This window comes from Pseudomonas sp. NFIX49 (assembly GCF_900115915.1).
Taxonomy (GTDB): Bacteria; Pseudomonadota; Gammaproteobacteria; order Pseudomonadales; family Pseudomonadaceae; genus Aquipseudomonas; species Aquipseudomonas pharyngis.
Genome location: NZ_FOYE01000001.1, coordinates 142,593 through 158,015, shown reverse-complemented (window position 1 = coordinate 158,015; position 15,423 = coordinate 142,593). Strand labels below are relative to the sequence as shown.

Here is a 15,423-nt window from a genome sequence, read left to right as displayed (position 1 = left end):
TCGTCTAAGTAATTCAGAAACAGTCTTGATTCAGAAACAACTCGGGGCTGAATAAAACAGCCCCGGTCATTTAACGTTTTGCTTGAAGCCTCAACCTACGCGGTAGTTTGGCGCTTCCTTGGTGATCTGCACGTCGTGAACGTGGGACTCGGCCATGCCGGCACCGGTGATCCGCACAAACTCGGGCTTGGTGCGCATTTCTTCGATGTTGGCGCTGCCGGTGTAACCCATCGAGGAACGCAGACCGCCCATCAACTGGTGAATGATCGCGCTCAGGGTGCCCTTGTAAGGAACACGGCCTTCGATGCCTTCCGGAACGAGTTTCTCGGCGCCTGCCGAGGAGTCCTGGAAGTAACGGTCGGAAGAACCTTGAGCCTGGGACATGGCGCCCAGCGAACCCATGCCGCGATAAGCCTTGTAGGAACGGCCCTGGAACAGTTCGATCTCACCCGGCGCTTCTTCGGTACCGGCGAACATCGAGCCCATCATCACGCAGGACGCACCGGCAACGATGGCCTTGGACAGGTCACCGGAGAAACGGATGCCGCCGTCGGCGATCAACGGAACGCCAGTGCCTTCGAGGGCAGCGGCAACGTTGGCGATGGCACTGATTTGCGGAACGCCGACACCGGCGACGATACGGGTGGTGCAGATCGAGCCAGGGCCGATACCGACCTTGACCGCGTCGGCGCCAGCTTCGGCCAGGGCCTTGGCGGCTGCGCCGGTGGCGATGTTGCCGCCGATCACCTGCACTTCAGGGAAATTCTCTTTGACCCAGCGAACGCGGTCGATCACGCCCTTGGAGTGACCGTGCGCGGTGTCGACCACCACCACGTCCACACCGGCATTGACCAGGGCTGCAACGCGGTCACCGGTGTCTTTACCGGTACCGACCGCAGCGCCAACGCGCAGACGACCCTGGTCGTCCTTGCTGGCCAGCGGGTAGGCCTTGGCTTTTTCGATGTCTTTGACGGTCATCATGCCTTTGAGGGCAAACTTGTCGTCGACGATCAGGACTTTTTCCAGGCGGTGCTTGTGCAGCAGCTCGCGGACTTCGTTCTTGTCGGCGCCTTCGCGAACAGTGACCAGACGCTCTTTCGGCGTCATCACTTCACGAACGGTGGCATCCAGACGGGTTTCGAAACGTACGTCACGGGAAGTGACGATGCCGACCAGGTCGCCATCGTGCAGCACCGGAACGCCGGAAATGTTGTGCATGCGGGTCAGTTCGAACAGATCACGAACCGTGGCGTCAGCCTCGATGGTGATTGGGTCCTTGACCACACCGGCTTCGAACTTCTTGACCTTGCGAACTTCGGCAGCTTGCTGCTCGATGGTCATGTTCTTGTGGATAATGCCGATGCCACCTTCCTGAGCCATGGCGATTGCCAGACGGGCTTCGGTGACGGTGTCCATGGCGGCAGAAACCAGAGGAATGTTCAGCTCGATGCCACGGGTAAGGCGGGTCTTCAGACTGACTTCGTTAGGAAGCACCTCGGAATAACCGGGCACTAGGAGAATGTCGTCGAAGGTCAGAGCTTCTTGGCTGATACGCAGCATCGCGGGGGCTCCCGAGCGGGAAAATGGAAGCGCGCCATTATACTCAGACACCCTACCGGGCTCAATGTAAAACTTGTCTTATATCAATGTTGCTGATGTACGGGAAAAGTTGCCCTTACAGCTCGACCTTGACCCAGCTCACCGGCTGATCCAGCCAGTCGGCGAATTCGTCGATGAAACTCTGCTTGAACCCCGCCTCCAGCCAGTTGTTGAAGATGAAACCGAGGTTGGAAAACCCGCATTCCTGTAAATACAGAAAACCGTTGATATCGTCTTCATGCCCGCATTCGGGGCAGGTGAAGTTGTCGGTGCGGCCCGGCATCCAGTCTTCCAGACTTTCGAACAGCGCTTCGCCGATCTCCTGCCGGCACTCGGCGCAACCGGCCTCTTCGAGAAAACCCTTGGCCGGGGTGTAGATGCAGCGTTTGGTGATGACTTCCAGCCCATTGATCGGCTCACCGAACGGCAGCGCCTCGGGATGCAGCACCACCGCGCGGGCACCATCGGCGATGGCGTAGGCCATGCGATTGCCAGTGCGTCCACAGGTGCTCAGCTCTTCCTTGACGATGTTCTTGCGCACCAGCCAGCGCAGGATCGCCCGGGCCCGGGGCTCGTGCACCGGCAGGTTGGAAATTTTCGGGACGATGATGCTCTGCGAATTCATGAAAAGTCCTGCGGTATGGCTTCTGACGCCTTCGCGGGCAAGCCCGCTCCCACAAGGTTCTCAGTCGCTCACACATCCTGTGTACATCTGAGAAATCTGTGGGAGCGGGCTTGCCCGCGAAGAGGCCCTAAAGGCCGGCAGCTTAATCCCTGAGACAATCCGGTCAAGTGCTTAAATAGCGGCCGATCAGCGCAATCCCGCTCGCCAGCACCAGCCAGGTCACCAGCCGCACGAAGGCCTCGCGGGACAGGCGCATGGTCAAGCGCCGTCCGACCCACAAGCCCAACGCCATGGCCGGCAACAGGCACAGCGCAAGCATCAACAAGGGTAGCTCGGCATACACCCCGGCGATGGCGAACAGGCTCAAACGCACCACCGTGCTGCAACTGATCAGCGCACTTTGCGTGGCCCGCGCCGCGTCCTTGGGCAATCGACTGTTGAGGTAGATCGCATAAAGAAAGCCGCCGCTGCCAAACAATGCCCCGAACAGCCCGCCCACGGTGCCCATCGGCAACGCCCACCCAGCAGATAACTGCGCCGGCCGAGCCTTGATCCACAAGCTGTAGATCGCATAAGCACTGATGAACAATCCCATCAACAGCAACAGCAGATCGGACTTGAGGTTAAGCAGGAAAATCACCCCCAGCGTGCAGCCCACCGCCATGCACGGCAGCAGCCGCAGCAATTCCGGTTTCGCTACATCTCGCCGCGACGGCAGCAGATTGCCGAACGCCGCGACGAAATCCAGCAGCACCAGCAACGGCACGATCTTCGACAGCGGCATGAACAGAATCAGAATCGGCCCCGCCACCAGCGCCGTGCCAAAACCGGCAATCCCGAACACGATGTAGGCCAGCGCGATGGCCAATCCGATCACCACCCAGCCCTGGGCGCCCCACGACCATTCGCTCAACAACCCCGCCACGCTCATCCGTTCGCTTCCTTTATAAGCCTGCGATGACTTTAGCCAGCGCCGAGGGTTGCGACTAATATCTTCGAAACCGCCAAGCCATCTCGAAAAGGCATGCCTCGTGCTTTCAACCCGTCAATTGCGCTACTTCGTGGAAATCGTAGAGAGCGGCAGCTTCAGCGCGGCAGCCGAACGGCTGTTCATTGCTCAGTCGGCGCTGAGCCGGCAGATCAAGGACATGGAAACCCGCCTGCAAACGCCGCTGTTCGAACGCACCGCGCGCCAGCCCCGGCTCACCGCCGCTGGCGAAGCGTTCCTGCCCCGGGCGAAAAATCTGCTCAATGAACTGAACAAGGCCAGCACCCTGGCCACGGAAATCGGCCAAGGGCAGCGCGGCACCTTGCGCCTTTGTCACTCCAGCACCGTGCCGATCAGCGGCCAATTGTTGCGCGACATGAGCGCATACCTGGAGCAACAACCCGGCGTTTCGCTGGACATCGGCACGCTCTCCTCGGAGGCGCAACTTGAAGAACTGGCCGAGGGCCGGCTCGATATCGGCCTGCTGCGTCTGCCGGTGCTGCGCCAGCGCGAGGGTGTTCAGATTGTGCCGCTCTACACCGAACGTCTGCTGCTTGCTGTGCCGGCGGATCATCGACTGGCGTCGACGGAGGCAGTCGATCTGGCGCAATTGAAGGACGAAGCATTCATTTCCATCCCGCACCCACAGCGCGGCGGGCTGAGTTATTTGTGCGCCGACCTGTGCATGCGTCACGGCTTTTTTCCTCAGCCTGCACGGGTGATGTCGCGCAAGACCACGCAATTGCAGTTGATCCAGGCCGGATTCGGCATCGCTCTGCTGCCGGATTCAATGCAGGACATCGCGCCCGCCGGCGTGAGATTTCTGCCGCTGACCGGCGATTGCCAGAGCACCGTCGCCCTCGCTTCTCGGCAAAATCCCACACCTCTGGAGCAACACTTCCTCCAGACATTCACCGGCGAATGCCTTTAAACTGCGCCCCATGATTAAAGATCCCTTTGCAAGACTCGGCCTCGACCGCGAAATCCTGACCGTCAGCCAACTCAACGGCCGCGCGCGGGTGTTGCTCGAAGACGTGTTCAGCAACATCTGGGTCGAAGGCGAAATCTCCAACCTCGCCCGCCCGGCGTCAGGCCACGTGTATTTCACGCTCAAGGACAGCGGTGCGCAGGTGCGTTGCGCGCTGTTCCGGCAGAATGCGGCGCGGGTGCGTCAGGCGCTGAAGGATGGCCTGGCAGTCAAGGTGCGCGGCAAGGTCTCGCTGTTCGAAGGGCGTGGCGACTATCAGTTGATCCTCGACACCGTGGAGCCGGCCGGTGACGGTGCCCTGCGCCTGGCCTTCGATGCCTTGAAGGAAAAGCTCAGCGCCGAAGGCCTGTTCAGTGCCGAGCGCAAAGTGCCGCTGCCGGCACATCCGCAGCGCATCGGCATCATCAGTTCACCGACTGGCGCGGTGATCCGCGACATTATCAGCGTGTTCCGCCGCCGTGCGCCGCAAGTGCAACTGACGCTGATTCCCACCGCCGTTCAGGGCCGCGAAGCCACCGCGCAGATCGTCCGCGCCCTGAAACTGGCGGATGCCCGTGGGTTCGACGCGCTGATCCTGGCCCGTGGCGGCGGCTCGCTGGAAGACCTCTGGTGCTTCAACGAAGAAGCGGTGGCCCGGGCGGTAGATGCCTGCGTCACGCCGATCGTCAGTGCGGTCGGCCATGAAACCGATGTGTCGATCAGCGACTTCGTGGCTGACGTGCGTGCACCGACGCCGTCCGCCGCTGCTGAACTGCTTGCCCCGGATTCCAGCCACCTGATCCGGCAGGTCGAAAGCCTGCATCGCCGGTTGGTGATGCGCATGCGTGACCGCCTGATGCGCGATCGCCTGCGCCTTGAAGGCATGACCCGCCGCTTGCGCCATCCCGGCGAACGTCTGCGCCAACAGGCACAACGTCTGGATGATCTGGACATGCGCATGCGCCGCGCCTTCGAGCGCCAGCTCAATACCCGCCGCGAACGCCTGATTCGTCTGGAAACCCGCCTCGCCGGGCAACATCCGGGACGCCAGCTGGCCCTGTTGCGCCAGCGCCTCGACAGTCTCGCTGAACGCCTGCCACGCGCCATGAACGAAGGTCTGAAACGCCGTCGACTTCAGTTGCAAAGCCAGATGCAGACCCTGCACGTGGTCAGCCCGCTGGCGACCCTCGGTCGTGGCTACAGCATTCTGCTGGATGAGCGCGGCAACGCGATTCGTAACGCCGCGCAGACCCACACCGGCCAGCGCCTCAAGGCCAGACTGGGCGAAGGCGAACTGCAAGTGCGCGTCGAGGACAATCACCTGACGCCTGTCACCCTTTCTTTACTGGACTGATCCATGCCGCGTTTTCTTGCTCCGCTGCTGTTGCTGTGCCTGACCTTCAACGCCCACGCCGACAGTTACATCACCCGCCTGCTGAACAAACCGGTGCCGGGCGGCGTGGCTGTCGTCGATCTGGGGACCGCTGCGCAAGCGCCGAAAGCCACGTATCAGGGCAAACCGGTGCTGGTGGTCAAGGAACAGAACAACTGGCTGGCGATTGTCGGTGTTCCGTTGACCGTCAAACCCGGCGTTCAGCAGATCAGCAGTGGCGGCCGTAACCTCAACTTCAATGTCGGCAACAAGAAATACCCGGAACAGCACATCACCCTGAAGAATACCCAGCAGGTCAATCCGAACCCCGCCAACCTCAAGCGCATCGAGGGCGAACTGGCCGAGCAGATCAAGGCCTACCGCAGTTTCAGTCCGAACACGCCGAGCAATCTGCTGCTGGACAAACCGGTCAACGGACCGCTGTCGAGCAAGTTCGGCGTGCGCCGTTTCTTCAACGGTGAAGAGCGCAATCCGCACGCAGGTCTGGACTTCGCAGTGCCGGCCGGCACGCCGATCAAGACCCCGGCAGCGGGCAAGGTAATTCTGATCGGCAACTACTTCTTCAATGGCAACACAGTGTTCGTCGACCACGGCCAGGGCTTCATCAGCATGTTCTGCCATATGTCGAAGATTGATGTGCAGAACGGCCAGCAACTGGCGCGCGGTGCGGTGGTGGGCAAGGTTGGCGCTACAGGTCGGGCGACCGGGCCGCACATGCACTGGAACGTCAGCCTGAACGATGCGCGGGTCGATCCGGCGATTTTCATTGGGGCATTCCAGCCTTGATTTGTGGGTGAAGCGACTGGCCCCATCGCGAGCAAGGTCGCTCCCACAGGGATTGCGCACGACGAACGGACTGCGCAATCTCTGCAAACATTCACTTTGATTCAGAGAATAAAATCTCGGAAAAAACCACTTTCCGGGTATTCCTCTCAATTTTTTCCGACTGCTTGCCATCCTCATCCCTCGCGGTTAGGGTTGAGGGCATGAAAACCTCTCACACCCTCATTCAGCTTCGCCAGCACCGCAGCCTGTGCCTCGTCAGCGCACGACTGCCGGGCTGAATCGCTGCGCCTCGTCCCACGCTTTTCCAAGAACGTTCGTTCCACCGGCAGGCCGCCTCTTTTCGGCCCAGACAATAAGGAATTTCCCGATGAGCATGCTCAAAGACCCGTCTTCGAAATACCGCGCGTTTCCTGTGATCAACCTGCCGGACCGTACCTGGCCGTCGAAAACCATCAATGCCGCGCCGATCTGGTGCAGCTCCGACCTGCGTGACGGCAACCAGTCGTTGATCGAGCCAATGGACGCGGTGAAAAAACTGCGCTTCTGGAAAACCCTGGTGCAGGTGGGTGTGAAGGAGATCGAGGCGTCGTTCCCGGCCGCTTCGCAAACCGACTTCGACTTCGTGCGCACTTTGATCGAAGACGGCCACATCCCGGACGACACCACTATTCAAGTGCTGACCCAGGGCCGTGAAGACCTGATCGAGCGCACCTTCGAATCCCTGCGCGGGGCGAAGAAGGCAATCGTTCACCTGTACAACGCCACCTCCCCTTCTTTCCGTCGCATCGTCTTCAACCAGGACAAGGACGGGATCAAGGCCATCGCCGTGAACGCCGCCAAGCTGTTCGTCAAATACGCCGCCATGCAGCCGGACACCGAGTGGACCTTCGAGTACTCGCCGGAAACCTTCAGCGCCACCGAACTGGAATTTGCCAAGGAAGTCTGTGACGCGGTGATCGAGGTCTGGAACCCGACGCCTGAGCACAAGATCATCCTCAACCTGCCGGCCACCGTTGAATGCGCGACGCCGAACGTCTACGCCGACCAGATCGAGTGGTTCCACCGCAACATCAACCGTCGTGACAGCGTGATCATCAGCCTGCACACCCACAACGACCGTGGCACCGGCGTGGCCGCCACCGAGCTGGGCCTGATGGCCGGCGCCGACCGCGTCGAAGGCTGTCTGTTCGGCAACGGCGAGCGTACCGGCAACGTCGACCTCGTGACCGTGGCACTGAACATGTACACCCAGGGCCTCGACCCGCAACTGGACTTCTCCGACATCGACGGCGTGCGCAAAGTCGTTGAAGAGTGCAACCAGATCCAGGTTCACCCGCGCCACCCATACGTCGGCGACCTGGTGCACACCGCGTTCTCCGGCTCCCACCAGGACGCGATCCGCAAGGGCTTCGCCCAGCAGAAATCCGACGCACTGTGGGAAGTACCGTACCTGCCGATCGACCCGGCCGACATCGGCCGCAGCTACGAGGCGGTGATCCGCGTCAACAGTCAGTCGGGCAAGGGCGGCATCGCCTACTTGCTGGAGCAGGAATACGGCATCAGCCTGCCACGTCGCATGCAGATCGAATTCAGCCAGGTCGTGCAGCGTGAAACCGACCGCCTGGGTCTGGAAATGACTGCCCAGCAAATCCACGCGCTGTTGCACAGCGAATATCTGCAAGCCAACACCCCGTACGCGCTGGTCAGCCATCGCCTGCAGGAAGAAAACGGCAACAGCGCCGTCGAAGTGGAAGTGGCGAGCAAGGGTCAGGGCGAAACCAATCTGCACTGGCGCGGCAAGGGCAACGGCGCGCTGGAAGCGCTGGTGGCCGGTCTGCCGATTCCGGTGGAGATCATGGACTACAACGAACACGCCATCGGCGCGGGCACCAACGCCAAGGCGGCGGCCTACATCGAACTGCGTGTGAACGGCGAGCGTGCGGTGCACGGCGTGGGCATCGATGAAAACATCACCACCGCCAGCTTCAAGGCCCTGTTCAGCGCGCTGAACCGCTCGCTGAGCCAGCCGGAAGCGAAAGCGGCGTAACTGACCGCTGCAATGCAAAAGGCCCCTGAGTGCGAACTCCGGGGCCTTTTTATTTTCTATCTGATCGTTCCCACGCTCTGCGTGGGAATGCAGCTCGTGACGCTCTGCGTCACTGGACGCGGAGCGTCCCTTGAGGCATTCCCACGCGGACGGTTCGACGCCTCGACGTGGGAACGATCTAGGTGATCTGGGCTATCAGGTGAACTCGAAGGTGTCCGCGTCCAGATTCGCCGGGAACCGCTCGCGGTAAGCCGCCAGCGAAGCCGCTTCCAGAACCACCTTGAACACCCCGTCAGCCTCCCCCGCCGCCAGCAACGTCTCGCCCTGGAAATCCAGCACCTGACTGTCGCCGGTATACGCGAAACCCTTGCCATCGGTACCCACCCGGTTGACCGCCGCCACATAGCACAGGTTTTCGATGGCCCGGGCCGGCAGCAACCGGTTCCAGTGTTGACGCCGTGCGCCCGGCCAGTTGGCGGTGTACAGCAGCAGGTCGGTGTCCTGAGCGTCGCGACTCCACACCGGGAAGCGCAAGTCGTAGCAAATCAGCGGACGCACCCGCCAGCCCTTGAGCTCGAACTGCACCTGGCGCTCGCCGGGGGTGTAGTGATTGTGCTCGCCGGCCATGCGGAACAGGTGGCGTTTGTCGTAATGCAGCACTTCGCCGTCCGGCCGCGCCCACAGCAAGCGGTTGCGGTGGCTGCCGTCGGCGGCCTGGATGATCACGCTGCCCGTGACGACTGCGTTCAGCTTCGCTGCCTGGGCCCGCAGCCATTTGCTGGTCGGACCGTTTTCGGCTTCGGCCAGGGTTTCGGATTCCATGGAAAATCCGGTAGTGAACATTTCCGGCAGGATGATCAGATCGGCACCGCGCGCCTGCTCCAGCAACACATCGAAATGCTCGAGATTGGCCTGACGGTCATGCCAGGCCAGACTGGTCTGGATCAGCGCCAGATTGAGGTCGGGCAACGCACTCAGATCACGCATAGCTTGGCCGCCGCTTCCCGCAGCGTCTCCTCACGTTTGGCAAAGCACAGGCGCACCAGGCGCTGGCCTTCGGGTGGATTCTGGTAGAACACCGACACCGGAATACTCGCCACGCCATGCTCACGGGTCATCCACATCGCCATTTCGACATCGTTCAAATCAGGGCGAATCTGCGAGTAATCGACCAACTGGAAATAGGTGCCGGTGACACGGGTGAAACTGAATCGCGACGGCGCCAGCAGATCACAGAACAGATCGCGCTTGGCCTGATAGAAGCCCGGCAGCTCTTCGACGTGTTCCGGATGCTCGGCCATGTAATCGGCCAAAGCAAACTGCAACGGGGTCACGCCGCAGAAACTGACGTACTGGTGCACCTTGCGCAGCTCCGCCGTCAGGGCCGGCGGCGCCACGACGTAACCGGTTTTCCAGCCGGTGACGTGATAGGTCTTGCCGAACGAGCTGACCACGAAGGCGCGCTGATACAGCTCTTCATGGGCCAGCACGCTGACGTGCGGCACGCCGTCAAACACCAGGTGTTCATAGACTTCGTCGCTGATCACGTAGATGTCGCGATCTCGGATCAACGCCGCCAACTGATCCAGCTCGGCGCGACTGATCAAGGCACCGCTCGGGTTGTGCGGGGTGTTAAGGATGATCATCCGCGTTCGCGGGCTCAGGGCTGCGCTGAGTTTGTCGAAGTCGATGGAGAAATCCTTCAGCCCAAGTTGCACATGCACGCAGCGTCCGCCGGCCAGTTCTACTGCGGGCTCATAGCTGTCGTAGGCCGGGTCGAACACGATGACTTCGTCGCCGCTGTGGATAACCGCCTGGATGGCGCAGAAGATCGCCTGGGTCGCGCCGGGGGTCACGGTTACTTCGGTATCGGCATCAACGTTCGCGCCATAACTGCGGGCGATTTTCGCCGCGATCTGCTGGCGCAGCGCCGGCAAGCCGGTCATGGGCGAATACTGGTTGTGGCCGCTGGCGATGTGTCGACCGACCGCGTCGCGCAGTGCCTGCGGGCCGTCGAAATCGGGAAAACCCTGGGAAAGGTTGATCGCTCCGGTCTGCGCCGCGAGCTGAGACATCTGCGTGAAAATAGTGATGCCGACATTCGGCAGCTTACTGGTGATCATCGGGAGCCCCTTGCAGGTGAGCTGCAAGTTTCAAGCTGCAAGCGACAAGTTTCAAGCATCAATCCATCGCCCACAAAAAAGGGCTCTGAACAGAGCCCTTCTTTACTTCCACGCTTTAACTTGAAGCTTGCAGCTCGAAACCCGCAGCTGCTCTTTTTACTTCTTGTCGCGGCGCTTCTTGCTGGCTTTCTTGTTGTGCGACATCAAACGACGCTTCTTGTTGACCTGGCGGTCGGTCAGCGTGTTCTTGTTGCCTTCGTACGGGTTCTCGCCGCCCTTGAACTCGATACGGATCGGCGTACCGACCAGTTTGAGTACACGGCGGTAAGTGTTTTCCAGATAGCGCACGTACGACTTCGGCACTTTCTCGATCTGGTTGCCGTGGATCACGATGATCGGCGGGTTCGCACCACCCAGGTGAGCGTAACGCAGCTTGATCCGGCGGCTGTTGACCATCGGCGGCTGGTGTTCGCTGACCGCGTCTTCAAGAATCTGCGTCAGGCGGCTGGTCGGCCAGCGGGTGACCGCGGACTTGAACGAGTTCTGCACCGAGGCGTAGAGGTTGCCCACGCCAGTACCGTGCAGTGCCGAGATGAAGTGGATATCGGCGAAGTCAACGAAGAACAACCGACGCTGCAGCTCGACCTTCACGAAGTCGCGCTCGCTTGGCGTCATGCCGTCCCATTTGTTGATCGCGATCACTAGCGCACGACCTGCTTCAAGAGCGAAGCCCAGCAGGTTGAGGTCGTGATCGACCACGCCTTCGCGGGCGTCCATCACGAAGATCACCACGTTGGCGTCTTTGATCGCCTGCAGGGTTTTGACCACGGAGAATTTTTCGACTTCTTCGTGGATCTTGCCGCGCTTGCGTACACCGGCGGTGTCGATCAGCGTGTACTTCTCGTCGTTACGCTCGAACGGGATGTAGATACTGTCGCGGGTGGTGCCGGGCTGGTCGTAGACGATTACCCGGTCTTCACCGAGCATGCGGTTGACCAGGGTCGACTTGCCGACGTTCGGCCGGCCGATGATGGCGATCTTGATCCCGTCTTTTTCGCTCGGGCCAGGAATGCGCTTGGCTTCCTCGCCTTCGGCGACCACTTCTTCCTCTTCACCTTCGGCCGGCTCGTCATCATCGCGCGGGAAGTCGCTCAGGGCGGCTTCCAGCAATTGCGTGATGCCGCGACCGTGGGCGCCGGCGATCGGGATCGCGTGGCCCATGCCCAGCGGGGCGAATTCGGCGCGGGCCATTTCCGGGTCGATGTTGTCGACCTTGTTGGCGACCACGTGGGAACGCTTGTTACGTTTGCGCAAGTGTTCGGCGATCATCTGGTCAGCGGCGGTGAAACCGGCCTTGGCATCTACCAGGAACAGAACGACATCCGCTTCTTCGATGGCCAGCAGCGACTGCTCGGCCATTTTTTCGTCCATACCATGCTCGTCACCGGAGATACCGCCGGTGTCGATCAGAATGTAGGAACGCCCTTGCCACTTGGCCTCACCGTACTGGCGATCACGGGTCAGACCGGACAAGTCGCCGACGATGGCGTCGCGAGTCCTGGTCAGGCGGTTGAACAAGGTGGACTTGCCGACGTTCGGTCGGCCCACCAGGGCGATTACGGGAACCATGCGGCTCTCCACTTCGTTATTTCAGAAAATACAAAAGCCGCTGCGAGGCAGCGGCTGGTGCTCGGGGCAACACCCGTAGGTGCTGCAAACCCTGCAGAAGCAAGGCCGCCTGGGGAGTTAACCCCAAGCATAGTTGTTACTTGATGGTCAGGGCTTCCAGTTTGCCGCTGTTGCCATACACGTAAATCGTGTCACCCACCACCAGCGGACGGGCACGCAGGCCGTCGCTGTCGATGCGCTCGCGGCCGACGAAACGACCGTCCACCTGACTCAGCAGGTGCAGGTAACCTTCCAGGTCACCGACTGCAACGTAGCTGGAGAAGACTTCCGGCGCCGACAGTTGACGACGGGCCAGCGAGTCGTTGCTCCACAGTGCTGTGGTGGAACGCTCGTCGACGCCTTCAACGGTACCCGACGACAGGCTCACGTAGACGTTGCCGAAACCCTGGGCAACGCCGGCGTAGCTCGACGCGTCGCGCTGCCAGAGCTGACGGCCGCTTTCCAGATCCAGTGCCGCAACGCGACCCTGATAGCTGGCAACGTACAGGGTACCGCCGGACAGCAGCAGACCGCCGTCGATGTCGACCACGCGCTCCAGCTCCGAACGACCTTGTGGAATCGCGATCCGCTGTTCCCAGACCGGCACGCCGTTGGAAATGTCGAGCGCGACCACTTTACCGGTCGACAGGCCAGCCACCGCGAGGCGGTTGGTGACGATCGGTGCACTGGTGCCGCGCAGGGTCAGTACGGCCGGCGTGCTGTCATACACCCAACGCTGGTTGCCGGTGGACGCGTCCAGGCCGATCAGACGATCGTCCTGGGTCTGTACCACTACCACGTCACCGTTGTTGGCCGGTGGCGCGAGAACTTCGCTGTTGACGCGCGAGCGCCACTTCTCTTCGCCGTTGATGGCGTCGAGGGCAACGACTTCACCGCGCAGGGTGCCGACCATGACCAGACCGTAACCCACGCCAACGGCGCCGGACACAGGCAGTTCAAGGTCTTTCTTCCATTTCACGTCGCCGTTGCTGCGATCCAGGCCCATCACGATACCGGTCACGTCGGCCGCGTAGATGGTGTCACCGTCGATCGCCGGCACCAGCATGTTGTACGTTTCGCCCTGACCGTCACCGATCGAGCGGCTCCACTGCTTGTGCAGGACCACTTCTTCTTTGAAGTCGGTCAGCTCGGCCGGTGGCAGTTCTTTTTTGCTGTTGCTGCTGCAACCCGCGGCCAGAATGGCCAGAGCCAGCAATGCTGCATGCTTCCAACGGATCACGTCACGCATCCCCTTTGGCCAGGTCGTCCAGCTTGATTTGAAGGCCACCGACCGCCGCTTCATCCGACAGTGCCGCCTTGGCTTTTTGATACGCCGCGTTCGCTTCGTCGGTACGGCCCAGCTGTACCAGCAGGTCGCCCTTGAGTTCTTCGCGAGTGGCCAGGAACGACTTGTCGGCATCGCCTTCGAGCAGTTTCAGGGCTTCGTCGGCCTTGTTCTGTGCGCCCAGTACCTGCGCCAGACGCTGACGGGCGATTTCGCCCAGCGCCGGGTTGGCCGGTTTGGCAACGATGGCCTTGAGTTCGGTCGCCGCGTCGTCCAGCTTGCCGCTGTCGACAGCTACCTTGGCCACGAACAGGCTGCCGTACTGCGCGTAGGCAGAACCGCCGAATTCGCTGTTGAGCTTGCCGGCCAGATCCGCAACACGCGCGGCGTCAGGCTTGCCATCCGGGGTCAGCGTGGTTTCCAGCAATTGCTGATAGAGCACCGAGGCGCCTTGCGACTGGTTGCTCTGATACTTGTGATAAGCCTGCCAGCCGAACACGATGACCAGCGCCAACAGGCCGCCGGTGACCAGAGGTTTGCCGTTGCGTGTCCACCAGTCCTTCAAATCCGCCAACTGTTCGTCTTCGGTACTCGACACCCCAATACTCCTTAATCGCTAAATCGGCTGTTTGGACAGCTTCAACCCTGCACGACGCAGGTGGCCAGGTGTGCAGCGAGCGCATCCCAGGCAATGCTTTGTTGTTCGCCCTGGCCACGCAGGGGTTTGAAACCTACCACTTGCTGGGCCATTTCGTCGTCACCGAGGATCAGTGCGTACAGCGCACCGCTCTTGTCGGCTTTCTTGAACTGGCTCTTGAAGCTGCCGGCGCCGGCATTGACTTGCAGGCGCAGGTTGGGCAGTTGGTCGCGTACCCGCTCGGCCAGGGCCAGACCGGCCAGCTCCGCTTCTTCGCCGAAGGCGCAGAGATAGACGTCAACCTGACGGGAGATTTCTTCCGGGATCTGCTCCAGGGTTTCCAGCAGCAGCACCAGACGCTCGATGCCCATGGCGAAACCGACGCCCGGGGTCGGCTTGCCGCCCATCTGCTCGACCAGACCGTCATAGCGCCCACCCGCGCAGACGGTGCCCTGGGCGCCGAGCTTGTCGGTGACCCATTCGAATACGGTTTTGCTGTAGTAATCCAAACCACGCACCAGCTTCGGGTTGAGCACGTAAGGAATGCCGACGGCATCCAGACGGGCCTTCAGGCCTTCGAAGTGGGCACGGGATTCGTCATCCAGGTAGTCGGCCATTTTCGGCGCATCGACCAGCACGGCCTGGGTGTCGGCATTTTTGGTGTCGAGCACCCGCAGCGGGTTGGTCTTCAGGCGACGCTGGCTGTCTTCGTCCAGTTTGTCGTGGTGCGCCGAGAGATACTCGACCAGCGCTTCACGATAACGGCTGCGGGACTCGCTGGTGCCGAGGCTGTTGAGCTCGAGCTTGACCGCATCGCGGATGCCCAGCTCGCCCCACAGGCGCCAGGTCATGATGATCAGTTCGGCGTCGATGTCCGGACCGTCGAGGTTGAACACCTCCAGACCGATCTGGTGGAACTGGCGATAACGGCCTTTCTGCGGACGCTCGTGACGGAACATCGGGCCGATGTACCAGAGTTTCTGCACCTGGCCACCGCCGGTGATGCCGTGCTCGAGCACCGCACGCACGCACGCGGCCGTGCCTTCCGGACGCAGGGTCAGCGAGTCGCCGTTGCGGTCTTCGAAGGTGTACATCTCTTTTTCGACGATGTCGGTCACTTCACCGATCGAGCGCTTGAACAGCTCGGTGAACTCGACGATCGGCATGCGGATCTGCTTGTAACCGTAGTTATCCAGCAGACGCGAAACGGTGCCTTCGAAATAGCGCCATACCGGCGTCTGTTCCGGCAGGATGTCGTTCATGCCACGAATGGCTTGCAGAGACTTGCTCACAGAAATTCCTTAG

Annotated in this window: 13 protein-coding genes; 4 read left to right on the top strand and 9 right to left on the bottom strand. The window is 61.2% G+C overall.

Translation table 11 applies throughout. The features are described 5' to 3' along the window. Positions 1-90 precede the first annotated feature (90 nt). The 3 genes from guaB to BMZ46_RS00815 all read right to left on the bottom strand — a co-directional run bounded on the left by guaB (position 91) and on the right by BMZ46_RS00815 (position 3,155). On the bottom strand, positions 91-1,560 hold the full coding sequence (gene guaB, locus BMZ46_RS00825) for an IMP dehydrogenase (RefSeq protein ID WP_011335798.1): 1,470 nt from the start codon (positions 1,558-1,560) through the stop codon (positions 91-93). 115 nt (positions 1,561-1,675) lie between these two features. Next, entirely contained in the window at positions 1,676-2,224 is a 549-nt protein-coding gene (locus tag BMZ46_RS00820; RefSeq protein WP_011335799.1) for a hypothetical protein, read from the bottom strand. Positions 2,225-2,387: 163 nt separating this feature from the next. Further along, positions 2,388-3,155, bottom strand: a complete 768-nt coding sequence (locus BMZ46_RS00815) for a sulfite exporter TauE/SafE family protein (protein ID WP_074691031.1) — start codon at positions 3,153-3,155, stop codon at positions 2,388-2,390. Positions 3,156-3,255: 100 nt separating this feature from the next. Here BMZ46_RS00815 and BMZ46_RS00810 point away from each other — a divergent pair, with 100 nt between their 5' ends. From BMZ46_RS00810 to leuA, 4 genes are all read left to right on the top strand, one after another. Further along, on the top strand, positions 3,256-4,143 hold the full coding sequence (locus BMZ46_RS00810) for a LysR family transcriptional regulator (protein ID WP_074691030.1): 888 nt from the start codon (positions 3,256-3,258) through the stop codon (positions 4,141-4,143). Positions 4,144-4,153: 10 nt separating this feature from the next. Then, a complete protein-coding gene (gene xseA / locus BMZ46_RS00805) occupies positions 4,154-5,533 on the top strand; it encodes an exodeoxyribonuclease VII large subunit (RefSeq protein ID WP_074691029.1) in 1,380 nt (459 codons plus the stop codon). Positions 5,534-5,536: 3 nt separating this feature from the next. Continuing rightward, positions 5,537-6,358 carry a peptidoglycan DD-metalloendopeptidase family protein gene (locus BMZ46_RS00800; protein WP_039765736.1) on the top strand — a complete coding sequence of 274 codons (822 nt, stop codon included), beginning with the start codon at positions 5,537-5,539 and terminating at the stop codon, positions 6,356-6,358. A gap of 367 nt (positions 6,359-6,725) precedes the next feature. Further along, positions 6,726-8,405 (top strand): 2-isopropylmalate synthase, encoded by a 1,680-nt coding sequence (gene leuA / locus BMZ46_RS00790; RefSeq protein WP_064599237.1) that lies wholly within the window; start codon positions 6,726-6,728, stop codon positions 8,403-8,405. Positions 8,406-8,600: 195 nt separating this feature from the next. Here the strand turns inward: leuA and BMZ46_RS00785 are convergent, their stop codons facing one another. The 6 genes from BMZ46_RS00785 to hisS form a co-directional block, all read right to left on the bottom strand. Next, positions 8,601-9,392 (bottom strand): amidohydrolase, encoded by a 792-nt coding sequence (locus BMZ46_RS00785; protein ID WP_074691156.1) that lies wholly within the window; start codon positions 9,390-9,392, stop codon positions 8,601-8,603. Next, the gene (locus BMZ46_RS00780) at positions 9,380-10,528 is read right to left on the bottom strand and encodes a pyridoxal phosphate-dependent aminotransferase (RefSeq protein WP_074691028.1); all 1,149 of its coding nucleotides are present in this window, start codon (positions 10,526-10,528) and stop codon (positions 9,380-9,382) included. The genes BMZ46_RS00785 and BMZ46_RS00780 overlap by 13 nt, the downstream gene beginning before the upstream one ends. A 156-nt stretch (positions 10,529-10,684) precedes the next feature. Next, on the bottom strand, positions 10,685-12,157 hold the full coding sequence (gene der, locus BMZ46_RS00775) for a ribosome biogenesis GTPase Der (protein ID WP_007956675.1): 1,473 nt from the start codon (positions 12,155-12,157) through the stop codon (positions 10,685-10,687). A 136-nt stretch (positions 12,158-12,293) separates the two neighbouring features. Further along, on the bottom strand, positions 12,294-13,445 hold the full coding sequence (bamB, locus tag BMZ46_RS00770; protein WP_074691027.1) for an outer membrane protein assembly factor BamB: 1,152 nt from the start codon (positions 13,443-13,445) through the stop codon (positions 12,294-12,296). Beyond that, entirely contained in the window at positions 13,438-14,079 is a 642-nt protein-coding gene (locus BMZ46_RS00765; protein WP_011335807.1) for a tetratricopeptide repeat protein, read from the bottom strand. The genes bamB and BMZ46_RS00765 overlap by 8 nt, the downstream gene beginning before the upstream one ends. 41 nt (positions 14,080-14,120) lie before the next feature. Then, on the bottom strand, positions 14,121-15,410 hold the full coding sequence (hisS, locus tag BMZ46_RS00760; RefSeq protein ID WP_039765722.1) for a histidine--tRNA ligase: 1,290 nt from the start codon (positions 15,408-15,410) through the stop codon (positions 14,121-14,123). Positions 15,411-15,423 lie beyond the last annotated feature (13 nt).

Excerpts from the sequence above, each read along its gene's own strand:
- BMZ46_RS00785 (WP_074691156.1), bottom strand. The coding sequence starts at position 9,392 with ATGCGTGATCTGAGTGCGTTGCCCGACCTCAATCTGGCGCTGATCCAG.
- der (WP_007956675.1), bottom strand. The coding sequence starts at position 12,157 with ATGGTTCCCGTAATCGCCCTGGTGGGCCGACCGAACGTCGGCAAGTCC.
- BMZ46_RS00780 (WP_074691028.1), bottom strand. The coding sequence starts at position 10,528 with ATGATCACCAGTAAGCTGCCGAATGTCGGCATCACTATTTTCACGCAG.
- guaB (WP_011335798.1), bottom strand. The coding sequence starts at position 1,560 with ATGCTGCGTATCAGCCAAGAAGCTCTGACCTTCGACGACATTCTCCTA.
- BMZ46_RS00800 (WP_039765736.1), top strand. The coding sequence starts at position 5,537 with ATGCCGCGTTTTCTTGCTCCGCTGCTGTTGCTGTGCCTGACCTTCAAC.
- BMZ46_RS00815 (WP_074691031.1), bottom strand. The coding sequence starts at position 3,155 with ATGAGCGTGGCGGGGTTGTTGAGCGAATGGTCGTGGGGCGCCCAGGGC.
- bamB (WP_074691027.1), bottom strand. The coding sequence starts at position 13,445 with ATGCGTGACGTGATCCGTTGGAAGCATGCAGCATTGCTGGCTCTGGCC.
- leuA (WP_064599237.1), top strand. The coding sequence starts at position 6,726 with ATGAGCATGCTCAAAGACCCGTCTTCGAAATACCGCGCGTTTCCTGTG.
- BMZ46_RS00820 (WP_011335799.1), bottom strand. The coding sequence starts at position 2,224 with ATGAATTCGCAGAGCATCATCGTCCCGAAAATTTCCAACCTGCCGGTG.
- xseA (WP_074691029.1), top strand. The coding sequence starts at position 4,154 with ATGATTAAAGATCCCTTTGCAAGACTCGGCCTCGACCGCGAAATCCTG.